We start from the raw sequence: 13,496 nt of genomic DNA, 5'->3' as shown, positions 1-13,496 counted from the left end.
CCAGTGGCGCGGGCGCTCAGAAATCCCTCTTGGAAGGTGATTGTGTCGGCCGCGTTGGCCAAGACCTTCAGCCGGGCTCATCGGGCCCGGCTATTTTTTTGCTCGATGTTTCTGCATCAGTCGCTTGCGGCGTTGACAGCGTGATCAGCACCGCGCATGTAGAACCCATGTCCACATTTTCGATCGTCAAGCTGTCGTCGAAAAAAGCTCCCCTCCCGGGGACACGTGGACGTGCGCGCTAGAATCTCTCAAAAGAGTTCACCGCCGCTTCACCGAACCCCGCCGCAAGGACGGGGTTTTTTGATGTCCCGTCTCCGGCAATGCCCCTGAGGAGATGGACCATGACGACCCCAAGACTACGACTGCAAGGACCACGACTGCGAGGACTATGGCTGCCGCTGATCACGCCGTTCCGCGACGGCGCGCTCGATGAGGCATCGCTGCGCAATCTGGTTCGGCACTACGCGGCCAAGCCGATCGATGGTGTCGTGCTCGGCGCCACCTCGGGCGAAGGATTGGCGCTGTCGTGGGCGGAGCGCGCGCGTCTCGTCGACGTCGTGCGTGCCGAATCGAGGGCGATGGGCCGGCCGCTGCCGATCTGTCTCGGCGTCGGCGGCGTCGCGACGACAGACCTGATCGAGGCGCTCGACCGGACCGCATCCTGGCCGATCGACTTCTACCTGATCTCCAGCCCGCCTTACGTACGCCCGTCGCAACGTGGCCTGCTGGCGCATTTCACGGCGCTCGCCGAGCGCACGACACACCCGATCGTGCTCTACAACATTCCCTATCGCTCGGCCGTCGGGCTCGACAACGAGACGTTGCTGCAGCTTGCTGAGCACCCGGCCATCGCGGGCCTGAAGGATTGCTGCGCCAACCGCATGCAGACGCGCGACCTGATCGCGCGCAAGCCGGCGGACTTCGAGGTGCTCACCGGCGAAGACGCCCAGAGCTTCGACGCGCTGCAGGCCGGCGCCGACGGCGCCATCCTGCTCTCGGCGCATCTGGAGACCGAAACGTTTGCTGCGATTCTCGATCACGTGAAGGCCGGCCGCGACGACGCTGCGGCCGCGTGCTGGGCGCAGGTCGAGGATCTCACACGATTGCTGTTCACCGAGCCGAGTCCAGCCCCGGCAAAGTACTGGCTGGCGCGGACCGGCGTGATCGCCAGCCCAGAAGTCCGCCTGCCGATGGTGGAGGTCGGCGCAGAACTCGCCGCGCGGCTGGACGACGAGATCGCACGCCGCACCTCGACCACGGCACCGAGCCGCGTCGCCTGACCTTGGCGAACGCAACAACTGCTCTCGTCGAAGGCTCCGTCTCGCGCCGGTCCGATCAGATCAGCAAGGCGGAGCCGTCTGCCGTCGTCGACGCAAGCCTCGGAGCGAATCTCCGTGGTTAATCCGCTCTAACAACCGCCATCAAATGCGACGCAACCGGCAACCTGATGTTTAAAGATGATCCGCTATGGATGTTGAAAACGTCAGAGAACGCGGGGGCGTCGTGGCTTTGCAGGATCATCCATACCCTGAGTACCAGGGGTTCAGCGTCGAGGACATTCTGTTGGCGGTCGGGATCTGGTCCGTGATCCTGACGCTGACACCGGCGATCGCATTCTATCTGCTGATGGTCGCCTGACCTCGCCGCGCCAAGCGCGGCGATCATCCGTCTGTCACCAGATTGGAAGCAGGCAAGCCCCACGCACGAAAACGCGCGGAGAACCGCGCGTGCGTGGCGACCGTGATGATTGCGATCAGGCGGCCTGCTTGTGCATGGCGCCGTTGGCCGACACCGTGCCGCGAATCGCCCTGACTGAACGCTCGATCGCAGCCCACAGCCTTGCGATTTCCGCCGCCGCCCGTCCTTCCGCATAATACTCGCGGACGCCTTCGCCCTGGCCCAGCGCCATAAGCAGATCGGCGCGGTTGGTGATCTGGCCGCCCCACACCGGAGCCTTGAACTTGGCGAGCGCTTCGCGGGCGATGGTGACGATCGGGCTCTCGGCATCGTCGCGGCGCGCGGGCGCACCATTGAGCACGACGGCGTAGGGTTTGCGCGCCGCACGGCAGGTCTGAATCGTTTCCTGAACCGCGTTGACGTCGAACACGCCGGGACGCGCCGGGATGATCACCATGGTCGCGTTCTTGATCGCGTCCTCGACCACGGCCGAGATGGTCGGCGGCGTATCGATCAGCACCCATTCCACGCCATCACGGCGGGCGGCCGAGACGATCGCGCTCACCGAGTTCACGGCGGTCTTGATCGGCGGCTCGTTGGTGCCGCGCAGCTTGTGCCAAAGCGTCAGCGACCCCTGAGGGTCGGCATCGATGAGCAGGCAAGACTTGCTCGCCTTGATCTGCGCAGCGAGATGAGCGGCCAGGGTGCTCTTGCCTGAACCGCCCTTACGCGATGCGAAAACAATAACGTTCATACCTTGGCCTCCAGATTGACCCCGCCAGCGAAAATGAATCAGCGCGCTGATTCGCGGAAGAAAAATTTAGCGATTAATAAGGCGTAACTTCTGATTGCTGAAGCTGTTGGTTTTTGAGTCACACCAAACGCCGCACGATCACGCGAAAAGGACGTCATCGCGCGATGACATTGCCGTGTGCTCACTCATGTTGCACATCGATTCCGCAGACGACGTCGCAAACCGGTCTCGCGTGATCTATCGCTCAGGTCGCATCACTGCGCGCCGGCCTCTTGGGCTTGCCTGCGCGCGCGTTGACCGGCTTCTTGGCCGCGCCCGGTCGGATGCTCATTGGACCTTCGACGCGCCCTGACCGTGCCGCCTCCCGCGGTTGCGGCCCGAACTGCGCCCGGCACGGCGACGACAGTTCGGCCTTGCGTCGGACCATGCAGGCGGTGACGCGGTCCACGTCAGGGATCTCGGAACTACAAAGCCGGAACGCATCCCCCGTGCATGCCTGTTCCTGCTCGGCCGTATAGGCGCGCGCGCCGTTCGGCATCAACAACGCCAATAACGCGATCAGCACGACAACGCATGGATTGCAGCCCGCTCCCATGGTCCCCTCCCCTCGCCCTTGAAAATAGTGATTGAGGGAGCCCGGATTCGCAAGCGAGCGACATTCCGCATCATGTCGCAGTGGACGCTGCGCGCTGAGACGGAGGTGCGGTGAAGCTCACGACAAGCAGCATGCGTGTGCGACGATGAGCTACCCGTTAAACTACGGAGTAACGATCGCACGGAGGGCGGGATCACGCCCCCTGGGCATTGTGAGGTGCACACCGAGCGGCGTCGATTCAACACGCGTCGAACTCGATCGCTCGATTGCCTGGGAGTGACGAAGCGTTGACGTGACAGCGAGAGGCAGGTGTCGACGCTGCGTCAATGCCCAGCGCCGCAGGCCTGATAGTTCGCTTTATGTTCCAATTTAGTCATGGCAATCGGCGGATGGCCGGGGCTCGTGGTCCGACGACATGGAGCCCGTTTCACGCAGGGCCCTTCGCGCAGCCCTTCCCGGACGCCGGGATCACATGGCGTCAGTTCACCATCGCCATTGGTGAGGATGACGGCTGCGGATCGGGGTCGAAGCCGAACAGATAGACCAGGTACTTGTAATAGTCGGGCTGCTTCGTGCGTAACATGGCGCGGGTGAACGGGCCGTCATTGCCATAGAGGAAGACGCTGCCGGTCACGGCGAAGAATTCCTTCGCATTCGAGAGCAGGTATTCGGTCTCTGGATAGAGCTGCTGCTCCTTGGCGCGGCTATAGTGCAGCTTGACGCCGGGATTTTCGAAACCTTTCGGCAGCTTCCGATTGTGAAACGCGTGAAGCATCTCGTGCAGCATCACCGGTCGCTCCGCGTCGGCCTTTGAGGCCAGCAGGATCGGACGCACCATGATGACCCCGAGATTGGTCTCGACAGCGAGCGCGACGGGATCGGAATTCACCCAACGGCCCTTGTCGCTGTCCCAGACCGACCCGCAGTTCAACAGCCGCGAGGCTTGCGGCGGCGCGCTTCCGTAGCAGGCCGGATGCAGCAGCTGGCTCGGATCTTCCAGATCCTTGCCGTTCTCGTCTTTGGTGAAGTTGAGGCAGGCGAGTTCGTCGACCGCGATCGGAATGGTCCGAAAGAACTCCTGCACGCGCGGGCTCAGGCCCGAGATCTGCTCGACAATGTCGATCTGATGCCGGAGACGATCAGCCATTGCCGGAAAGTCGCCGCGCATGGCGATTTCGGTGAAGTCGAGCACATGGCCGCGATAGGTCTCGATCTTCAGTTTGACAGCCTCGGGCCGATCGACCGCCGGAGCAGTCTCCACGGGTCGCGGCGGCGTCTCGCCGGCATGCGCCGCAACGGGCAACAGGCAGATCAGCGACCAAAGTGTCGCTCGCATCTTGGATCGCACGCGTTCCTCCCCGGATCGGAGCCTGCAGCGGGGCCGGTGAGGATCCGCACATCAAGCGCCCGTAATCCTACGGAAGGCGGATTGCGCTCGGGTTAAATCATTGTCGCAGTCTGCGGGCGCGAATTTACGAGTCGTTGAGGACGAACTCCCTAGGCGGAGCGACGGCGCAGCGCGGATCGACGAAGCGAACTCCGCCGCTTGATCGTCAGGGCCATCTGCATCCAGGCCACGTCATTCCGTGGCAAGGCACGCCTCCGCATTCAAGCGCAGGCCACGATCCAGCTTTGCACGCAAGCCGTTGATCTGGGGGAATTTGGTACAGTTGGGTGGGCTCGAACCACCGACCTCCTGTTCCACAGACAGGCGCTCTAACCAACTGAGCTACAACTGCATCCGTCGGGGGATCGCCCGCGAGGGGGCGTCCGAACGGGGCGGAAACTAGGTGCAACGGGCGAATTTGGCAAGGCCGGGATCGGATAAAGTCGACCCTCACACCGGCGATTTTTATCCGCCTTTCCAAGCTTTTCCGCGACCTGCCCGGCATGCGGGCTCAAAAAGGATCGAGCCCGGACGCGATGCGCCGGGCCCGTGATTCGCAAGCGTCGACCCCGGCACCCTCTGGGCGCCAGGCCTGCCAGATCAGGCCGCCGGCTTGAACAGCTTGGTGGCGCTTTCCTTGATCGGCTCGACGGTCTCGGTCGCGACCTTCTGGCCGAGCTCACCGAGCTCCTTGGCCTGAACCGTGAACGTCTCGAACTGCTTGCGGGCAAAGCCCGTCCACAGCTCCATCGCCTGGGTCGGCGACTTCACGCTGAACAACTCCTGGGCGAAGTCCAGCGAGGACGTCGTATTGGCCTTCATGAACTCCATGACCTTGGACGAGTAGGCGCCGGCGCCCTTGCTGGCATTGGCGAAGAAGGCTTCGATCGCCGAATTGTGGGTCTCGGCAGCGTCCTTGAACCTGGCGTAGTTCTCGCGGGCCTGCGAGACGCCCTTCTCGGCGAACGCACGCACCTGTTCGGGAACCTCGAACGGAATGATCGATGCGGAGAAAGGATCGGTGGCATTGGTCATGGCATGCATCCTTGGAAACAATGGGACTGGACCCGCCCGGCATCGGGAGGTCGCTTTCGGAGTCACGCAGAGGAACCGCCCCTGGGAGGTAACAACCTCGCGTAGAGCTATATCGTGTCGTTTTTGTGCAACGCAACGGAAAATCCGACATCGGGACATCTTTGTCGCAATCTGCCTGTTCGCTTGAGCGAGCGGCGCGGGACGGCAGGGTTTGCCCTCCCAGAAAAGCCGCTGCAGGGCCGGGCCGCGTCAGCTCATCGCCTAGCGGATGACGTGCTCGCGCTCCGCTCCCCAATCGGGCCGCAAAGGAGCCGGCGGGAACACATTAAGGTTATCCAAGCTTTAGCAGGACGGGACCGGGCCCCGGCCGTGGACCTCGGCCCTGAAATCGCGCGATAGTAACGAATTATTAACGCTGCCACTTCCGGGCACCGATCAACGAGAGCCGTCACCTTCGCCGCCATGACTTATGCCGATCGCGAATTGCAGGCGCTTTCTGACCCCCGGCTGGCCGTCCACGCCGCGGGCAGCCTGCCGGCATGGCTCTGGTCGGCCGACGGCGGCCGCGTGCTGTGGGCCAATGAAGCGGCCGCCCGCGTCCTCGGTTCGACCAGCCCGCGCTCGCTGAGCGAGAAGACGTTCGGGCCGGCAGATCAGCACCGGCGTCAGGTCGCCCAGCTGGCGCGGCGTCTCCCCGAGAGCGGCACGATCAGGCTTGAGCGCCTGCGCGGTTTCGGCGCACCGCTCGGCACGCTGGCCACCTGCGGCTGCGCGCTGATCGCGTTGTTCGACGGCACCCGTGCCGTTCTGATCAGCAGCGGAGACCATGGCGGACGCAGCGTTCCTTTCGCCGATCGTCTAAAGCGCCTCGTGGAGAACAGCGAGCTTGCCCTGATTGCGTTCACGCAAGACGGCGCGTTCGCCGGCATCAGCATGGCCGGCCGGCGCCTGTTCGGACTCCAAGACCTCAGCGAGCCGGTCTTTGCCGACGCCCGCAAGGCGGCGCTCGCCGACGGCATGGCCGAGGTGCAGTTCGGCACCGCGCGTGCCTTGCTCCACCGCGTCGGCACGGGCAGCCAGACCGGCTTGGTCGCACTCCCAGCGGCGGCACCGGCGGACGAAGACAACCTCCCGAGCGCCGACGCGCTAGACGCTGCGAATGCCGGTCCGGCAGCGCCAGACCACGCCAATTCTTCTCCAGAGGTCGCGGCTGAAAGCCCGCCTCCTCCTCCGATGGACGCAATGACCGAACGCCAAATCGACTACGAGACATCAGCGCAATCCAACGAAGCGCCGGCCGAATTCCTGCTGATCGACGACCCGGCCGAAGCCGAGCTGTTTGCGCCGCTAGAGGACATGGCGCCGGAGAGCGGCTCGGTGAGTCCGGAGATCACGCCAGACGTGACTGCGTCAGATCACCAGATGCCCGCCCGTGAAGAAGCCGTGTCTCCGGCCCAGGAAGATCTCGCTTCGACGCTGGCCGGCTCTGAGCCGGAAGCCCCGTCAGAGGCGGCGCTCAACGACTCCTCGCTAAGAGGGCGTCGACATCCGCTGCGCTTTTCATGGCAGATCGATGCTGAAGGACGCTTTACGATCGGCTCCGATGAGTTCGTCCGCCTGATCGGCGACCGCAGTGCCGCCCATCTCGGCCGCCCTTGGCGCGACATCGCCGCCTCGTTCGGCCTCGATCCGGATGGACGCGTCAACTCCGCGTTGGAGACGAGAGAGACCTGGAGCGGCCTCATCGTCATCTGGCCTTCAGACGATGGCGAGCGGCTTGCCGTCGAGCTGTCGGGTCTGCCCGTCTTCACCGCCGACAAGACGTATTCCGGCTATCGCGGCTTCGGCGTCTGCCGCGATCTCGACGCCCTCGACCGGCTGGAAATGCGGCAGCATGCGAGCACGGCCGAAGCGCCTCACACCGGCGACATCGACCAGGATCAAGCCGAACTCACGCCGTCGGACCTCGCCCAATCCGACCACGCGCCGGCCGCAGATGCGCCGCCCCGACAGGACAACATCACGGGGTCGATCCAGGACGCTTTTATTCCGACGGCGGCGCCCCACATCGATGGTGTCGGACTTGAAGCGGCTGGAAACGTAGTTCCGTTCCGTGCCCCCGGTGAGACCAAGCATCCGGCCCTGACACCCGTGGAGAACAATGCGTTTCATGAACTTGCACGGCAGCTGTCGGCCAGGCTCGAAGGCGAAATTCGCAATTCGCCGGCGGAGCCGAGCGGCCTGTTGCCGGAGCCCGTGTTGCGCATGACCGAGCCCGTGCCGCCACAGCAATACGATCCGCTGGCGGGGGGCGCGACAGCGGATCACGGCGGCAGCCTGCAGGCGGACTGGTTGGCGCCAGAGCCGCCGCCGGCGCATGGCGACAGTCAGCGCGACCGTATCCTGCTCGACCTGCTGCCGACGGGCATGCTGATCTACCGGCTCGACAGGCTGCTCTACGGCAACCCCGCCTTCTTCCGCCAAATGGGCTACGCCGATCTTGCGGCGCTGGAACAGGCCGGCGGCCTCGATGCGCTTTATGTCGAGCCGGGAGCGTCGTCGTCCAGCAAGTCCGAAACGGGGACGCCGGTGACGATCTCGGCTGCCGACGGCTCGTCCAGCGCGGAGATCAAGGCCGAGGCCCGACTGTTCACGATCACCTGGGACGGTGACACCGCGCACGCCCTGATCTTCGCGCCGCCGCCTGGGCCGGCGGCGGCAATTCCCCCGCTGACCGAGGCTGCGCCGGCGCAGGCCGCACCGGCGGCTCCGCCGCCGCTCGTCGTCGCGCCGCCTCCGGTCGCCGGTCACGCCGATGCCGAAGACCTCGCCGCGATCCTGGACGTCACCACCGAAGGCATCCTGATGTTCGATGCCGGCGGCAACATCCATGCTTGCAATCGCAGCGCCGAGGCGCTGTTCGGCTACAGCGGCACCGAGCTGATCCGCCGCAATCTCATCGAACTGTTCGCGCCGGAAAGCGCCCGGCTGATGCTGGACTATCTCGACTGCGTGCAGCAGGCCGGCGCATCCACTGCGCTCGATCAGGGCCGCGAGGTGCTCGGCAAGGTCGCGCAAGGCGGCGCAGTCCAACTGTCAGTGACGATCGGCCGGACCCGGATCGACGGCCCGAATTTCTTCGCCGTGTTCCGCGATCTCTCGCAGCTCCGCCGAGGCGAAAGCGAGTTGCTGCAGGCGCGGCGCGTCGCCGACCGGGCTGCCAATGCCAAGGCCGACATGCTGGCGCGGATCAGCCACGAGGTCCGCGCGCCGCTGAATGCGATCATCGGCTTTGCCGAAGTGATGATCGGCGAACGTTTCGGAACCATCGGCAATGCGCGCTACGCCGAATACATGAAGGACATCCGCAATTCCGGCGAACGCGTCGTGTCGCTGATCGACGATCTGCTCGAATTGTCGCGCATCGAAACCGGCAAGCTCGAACTCGCCTTCACCAGCCAGAACCTCAACGAGCTGGTTGAAAGCTGCGTGGCGGCGATGCAGCCGCAGGCCAACCGCGCCCGCATCATCATCCGCACCTCGCTGTCGCAGGCGCTCCCCCCTGTCATTGCCGACTCCCGGGCGCTGCGCCAGATCGCGACGAATCTGATCTCCGCCTCGATCTCGCTCGCCAACGCCGGCGGCCAGGTCATCGTGTCGACCGCGACATCCGACTTTGGCGAGGTGGTGCTGCGCGTGCGCGACACCGGTTACGGGCTGAACGATCAGGCCGTGGCCGCGGCGCTCGAGCCGTTCCGCGCATCCGCCGCCGAGCAGAACCTCGACGATTCGGGCCCCAGCCTCTCGCTCACCAAGGCGCTGGTCGAGGCCAACCGCGCGCAATTCCACGTCAAGGCGGCGCCCAAGTCTGGCACGCTGATGGAGGTGGTGTTCTCGCGCGCGGTCGCACGCAATCAGAGCACGGGCTGAGCGGTCGCGCGCACCGCCAGCGCGCGCAGCCTAAGGCCGAGCAGCAGCGGTCCGAACGCCAGCGCATAGCCGGAGAATGCCAGGATCCAGGCGAAGGCCGCGACGTGCAGCAGCGCCCCGGCGTGGGCCGGCGCAAGCACCGCGCAGACCCGCGTCACCGCCGCAACGATGATCGCCAGGTAGATCGCCTGGGTCGCGACCGAAGCGGTCAGCGCCTGGCCCGTGTGCCCGAGCGTGGCACGCGTCATCACCGCGAGCGTCATGATGCCGGCAGCACCGACCATCCAGGCGTGCAGCCCGGCGCTCGGCAGAACGCAGCCGAAGCTTGCAGCGGCATTGATCAGGAAGCCGAGCGGCACGAAGGCGTAGCCGACATGCAGGATCACCAGCAGTCGCTCACGCAGCGTGCGATCGCCCGCCCAGCGCGCCAGCCTCACCGCATGCATCACGCCCGCGACGAAGAGCCCGGTGCCGGTGATGGCGCTGTCCGGCATCACGATCCAGCCAATCAAGCTGAACGCACTGACCAGCACGACAACCATATCGAAACGGCCGAACGGCGCCGGCAGCCGGCCAGGATTGTGCTTCACCAGCCAGTTGCGCGTGAAGCTCGGCGTGATGCGGCCGCCGATCAGCGCCAGCAGCAGCACGATCACCGCGACGCCGACACGGATCGCGTAGTCGGCCGAGCCATGCAGATGCGCTTCGATGTGGAACGCAATGTTGCCGGCGCACATCAGTCCGACGATCGCGACCACCGGCAGATTTCGCCAGTTCCGTCCGGCAGCGATCTCGCGGGCCGCGGCAAGAACGACGAGCAGCAGAAAGCTTGCATCGACCAGCAGCGCCGCCCACCAGAGATAGAACGCGGACGCGGTCACCGCCAACCGTCCGGCGAGCCAGACGATCACCAGCGTCAGCAGCGGCAGGCCTCTGATCGGCAGCCGCCCGGTCCAGTTCGGGATCGCGGTGAACAGGAAACCGGTGACGATAGCCGGCAGATAGCCATAGAGCATTTCGTGCACGTGCCAGTCGCGCGGCGCAAAGCCCGAGCTGAGCTTCAGCTCACCGTAGAAGGCCGGCAGCCAGATCAGGATCGACACCGCGGCCTGGATTGCACCAAGCAGGAAGAACGGCCGGAACCCGTTGGCGAGAATGGTCCAGCCCTGATAGTTGCGCGGAATGGCCATGTGCGTGCTCGTTCGATGGTTGACGGGAACCGCGCCAATGGCGGCGCCTTCCACATGTAGTTGCGCATCGCTCGCGACGGATTGCGCCAGCACAAACTTCCGGCGGGTCGCGAAAACGTGTTATGGAGCGGCGCAATGCGGCGTGCCCTGCCCGGAGAAAATCATGGCTTCCATTGACCGCTCGCTGGTCGCGCATCTGCCGCTGTTTGCCGGCCTCTCGGCGGAGGATCTCACCGACGTGCTGCGCGAGGCGCGATCCATCCGCGTGCCCCGCAACGGCGCAGTGTTCGAGCAGGGCGCGGATGCGATATCGTTCTTCCTGCTGCTGCACGGGCACGTCCGCGCCAGCAAGACCACGCCGACCGGCGACCAGATCGTCGTGCGCTATGTCGTGCCTGGCGACACCTTCGGGGTCGCGCCGGCGATCGGCCTGCAACACTATCCGGCAACGGCCACCGCGGTCGACGACAGCATCGTGCTGGCCTGGCCATCCGCCGCGTGGCCGCGGCTGGTCGCGCGGTTCCCATCGCTGGCGGCGAATACGCTGCAGACCGTCGGCCAGCGCCTGCAGGAAACCCATGCGCGCGTGATCGAGATGTCGACGCAGCAGGTGGAGCAGCGGATCGCGCATGCGCTGCTGCGGCTCGCCAACCAGGCCGGCCGCAAGCTCGATCACGGCGTGCAGATCGACTTTCCGATCAGCCGGCAGGACATCGCGCAGATGACCGGCACCACGCTGCACACGGTGAGCCGCATCCTCTCCGGCTGGGAACAGCTCGGCCTCGTCGAGAGCGGACGTCAGAAGATCGTTCTGCGCGAGCCGCACAAGATCGTGCTGCTGGCCGAACAAGGCTCGGATACGGCGCCCCCGCGCGCCTGATCACGTGCAGGCACACAGCGCGGACAGAAATGCGTCGGGATCGACGCCATGCTCCCGGCAGGCATCGGCAACGTTGTGAAAGCAGGCGATCGGGCAGCCGACGCAGCGCATCTGGAAGGCGAGGAAGACGCGGATCGTCTCCGGCCTTCGCTGCATGACGTCGTCGACCAGTTCATCAAAGGAGATTGGCATGCGCGCCTCCATTCCAAAGCGAATGGTAGCGGGACTGCCGTCAGCCATCTTTGTTGCGGCACAAGCACCGCAACAGGTCACGAGCTACACCGCGCGGCTGTGCAGCTGCTTGGACGCATCGAGATGCGCATCGAACGCCGCGGCCACGCTTCGGACCAGGAACCGGGAATGCTCGGTCACCGCCAGCGCGCCGCCATTGAGCTCGACGACGCCGTCCGAGATCAACGCCTGCAGCCGCGGCGCAGAGCGCAACATGGTATCGGCCTCGATGCCGTGGCGGGTGCAGATGACGTCGAGGTCGACGCCATAGTCGCACATGATGCGCTCGATGATGTCGGCGCGCAGGCGATCGTCGTCGGTCAGGCCGTAGCCCTTGACCGTGCCGAGACTGCCGGAGGCAATCTTCTCCTCATAGGCGCGAACCTGGGGCGCGTTCTGGACGTAGCCCTGCGGCAACTGGCCGATCGCCGATGCGCCGAAGCCGATCAGCAGATCGTTGGCGTCGGTCGTATAGCCCTGGAAATTGCGATGCAGCCGGCCCTCGCGGAACGCCACCGTCATCGGATCGGTCGGCAGCGCGAAATGATCGAGCCCGATTTGAACGTAGCCGGCCTCCTTCAGCGCGTCACTGATCGCGCAGGCCTGATCGTAGCGCTCCAGACTGTCCGGCAGGGCGGCGTCCTGGATCTTGCGCTGATGCGACTTGAACGACGGCACATGCGCATAGCCGAAGACGGACAGCCGGTCGGGACGCAGTTCGGTCGAGCGCCGAACGGTGTCGAGACACGATGCCACCGTCTGATGCGGCAGCCCGTAGATCAGATCGAAATTGATTCCGGCAACGCCGGCCTTGCGCAGTCCGGTCGTGGCCGCCGCGGTCTGCTCGAAGCTCTGCACCCGGTTGATGGCCTTCTGGACCTGCGGGTCGAAGCTCTGGACCCCCAGGCTCGCCCGGTTGACCCCGCTGACCCCGAGCGCGGCGATCATCGCCGGCGTCAGCGTGCGCGGATCGATCTCGATGGCGATCTCGGCCGACGGCTGGATGGCAAAGGAATGACGCAGCGAACCGATCAGGTCGATGACCGACTCCGGCGTCATGATCGTCGGCGTGCCGCCGCCGAAATGAATGTGCCCGACCGGAAGCCGCCGGCCGATCTGCCGCGACACCATGTCGATCTCGCATCGCAGCGCCGACTCATAGACGGCGACCGGTTCGTCGCGCTTGGCGACCATGGTGTTGCAGCCGCAATACCAGCACATCGACCGGCAGAACGGGACGTGAAGGTAGAGCGATGCCGTCGCCCCGGCGGGGATCGCTTTCAGCCACTCGGCATAAACGGAGGAGCCGACCGCCGCCGAGAAATGCGGCGCAGTGGGATAGCTGGTGTAGCGCGGAAGGCGTTCCTGTCCGTAGCAAGCCGCAAGATCTGGTCTCATGTCCCGCCGTCCCCCCTGGGGTTTGGACGTTTCTTGACACAGGGCATGACAGGCAGCCTTGAGCTTCCTCAAGGTGCTCCGAGCAGAAGCCCCGTGCGTCCATCATTCAACCCGCAGCTTTCGCCGCAGACTTTGCGCTTCCTCAAAGTGACGGGCCTATTTTCCGCCATGATCTGGCCATCGAACGAATCGAGGGACCCGCAATGGACGCTCTGGAGCTGCTGATCGGTATCTTCGCTGCCCTCTGCAACGTCCGCGGCCACATTCCCCAATCCGACGGTTTCGAATCCTTTCGCGACGACTCGGCACCGGACGGCCTGCTCGGCAATATCGCGATGTTCCTGACCACGGTCTTCTGCATCGCAGCCGGTGTAGCCTTCGTCGTGCTGCTGGCCGTGCGCTGGCTGAGCTGACGATTG

12 protein-coding genes and 1 tRNA gene are annotated in these 13,496 nt (G+C 65.0%); 5 read left to right on the top strand and 8 right to left on the bottom strand.

Features of this window, described 5'->3' with window-relative positions:
- The first annotated feature begins 341 nt into the window (after nt 1–341).
- Together dapA and ACQR1I_RS03700 are read left to right on the top strand one after the other, a co-directional pair.
- A complete protein-coding gene (gene dapA, locus ACQR1I_RS03705; RefSeq protein WP_434865815.1) occupies nt 342–1,280 on the top strand; it encodes a 4-hydroxy-tetrahydrodipicolinate synthase in 939 nt (312 codons plus the stop codon).
- A 187-nt stretch (nt 1,281–1,467) separates the two neighbouring features.
- On the top strand, nt 1,468–1,638 hold the full coding sequence (locus tag ACQR1I_RS03700; protein WP_434888703.1) for a hypothetical protein: 171 nt from the start codon (nt 1,468–1,470) through the stop codon (nt 1,636–1,638).
- 115 nt (nt 1,639–1,753) lie between these two features.
- Here ACQR1I_RS03700 and ACQR1I_RS03695 read toward each other — a convergent pair whose 3' ends face one another.
- The 5 genes from ACQR1I_RS03695 to ACQR1I_RS03675 all read right to left on the bottom strand — a co-directional run bounded on the left by ACQR1I_RS03695 (nt 1,754) and on the right by ACQR1I_RS03675 (nt 5,448).
- A complete protein-coding gene (locus ACQR1I_RS03695; RefSeq protein WP_172109907.1) occupies nt 1,754–2,431 on the bottom strand; it encodes a ParA family protein in 678 nt (225 codons plus the stop codon).
- A gap of 244 nt (nt 2,432–2,675) precedes the next feature.
- Entirely contained in the window at nt 2,676–3,026 is a 351-nt protein-coding gene (locus tag ACQR1I_RS03690; protein WP_434865814.1) for a hypothetical protein, read from the bottom strand.
- A gap of 478 nt (nt 3,027–3,504) precedes the next feature.
- Nucleotides 3,505–4,362 carry a hypothetical protein gene (locus ACQR1I_RS03685; protein WP_434865813.1) on the bottom strand — a complete coding sequence of 286 codons (858 nt, stop codon included), beginning with the start codon at nt 4,360–4,362 and terminating at the stop codon, nt 3,505–3,507.
- A 326-nt stretch (nt 4,363–4,688) separates the two neighbouring features.
- Nucleotides 4,689–4,765, bottom strand: a tRNA-His gene (locus ACQR1I_RS03680).
- A 248-nt stretch (nt 4,766–5,013) separates the two neighbouring features.
- The gene (locus ACQR1I_RS03675) at nt 5,014–5,448 is read right to left on the bottom strand and encodes a phasin (protein ID WP_434865812.1); all 435 of its coding nucleotides are present in this window, start codon (nt 5,446–5,448) and stop codon (nt 5,014–5,016) included.
- 462 nt (nt 5,449–5,910) lie between these two features.
- Here ACQR1I_RS03675 and ACQR1I_RS03670 point away from each other — a divergent pair, with 462 nt between their 5' ends.
- The gene (locus tag ACQR1I_RS03670) at nt 5,911–9,378 is read left to right on the top strand and encodes a PAS domain S-box protein (RefSeq protein ID WP_434865811.1); all 3,468 of its coding nucleotides are present in this window, start codon (nt 5,911–5,913) and stop codon (nt 9,376–9,378) included.
- On the opposite strand, the gene ACQR1I_RS03665 is transcribed toward ACQR1I_RS03670, so the two are convergent.
- Nucleotides 9,363–10,568 (bottom strand): NnrS family protein, encoded by a 1,206-nt coding sequence (locus tag ACQR1I_RS03665; protein WP_434865810.1) that lies wholly within the window; start codon nt 10,566–10,568, stop codon nt 9,363–9,365. The two genes, ACQR1I_RS03670 and ACQR1I_RS03665, sit on opposite strands and share 16 nt — an antisense overlap.
- 163 nt (nt 10,569–10,731) lie before the next feature.
- Here ACQR1I_RS03665 and ACQR1I_RS03660 point away from each other — a divergent pair, with 163 nt between their 5' ends.
- The gene (locus tag ACQR1I_RS03660) at nt 10,732–11,448 is read left to right on the top strand and encodes a Crp/Fnr family transcriptional regulator (protein ID WP_434865809.1); all 717 of its coding nucleotides are present in this window, start codon (nt 10,732–10,734) and stop codon (nt 11,446–11,448) included.
- Here ACQR1I_RS03660 and ACQR1I_RS03655 read toward each other — a convergent pair whose 3' ends face one another.
- Both ACQR1I_RS03655 and hemN read right to left on the bottom strand, forming a co-directional pair.
- Nucleotides 11,449–11,640, bottom strand: coding sequence for a DUF1858 domain-containing protein (locus tag ACQR1I_RS03655; protein WP_434865808.1), 192 nt, complete (start codon nt 11,638–11,640; stop codon nt 11,449–11,451).
- Nucleotides 11,641–11,724: 84 nt separating this feature from the next.
- The gene (gene hemN, locus ACQR1I_RS03650; protein WP_434865807.1) at nt 11,725–13,077 is read right to left on the bottom strand and encodes an oxygen-independent coproporphyrinogen III oxidase; all 1,353 of its coding nucleotides are present in this window, start codon (nt 13,075–13,077) and stop codon (nt 11,725–11,727) included.
- Nucleotides 13,078–13,280: 203 nt separating this feature from the next.
- Between hemN and ACQR1I_RS03645 the strand changes: the two genes are divergently transcribed.
- Nucleotides 13,281–13,490 (top strand): hypothetical protein, encoded by a 210-nt coding sequence (locus tag ACQR1I_RS03645; protein WP_434865806.1) that lies wholly within the window; start codon nt 13,281–13,283, stop codon nt 13,488–13,490.
- Nucleotides 13,491–13,496: the final 6 nt, after the last annotated feature.

It is taken from the genome of Bradyrhizobium sp. HKCCYLS2038, assembly GCF_051167655.1.
In the GTDB taxonomy this organism is placed as follows: Bacteria; Pseudomonadota; Alphaproteobacteria; order Rhizobiales; family Xanthobacteraceae; genus Bradyrhizobium.
The sequence above is the reverse complement of the archived record's forward strand: the minus strand, read 5'-3'. Positions and strand labels throughout refer to the sequence as shown.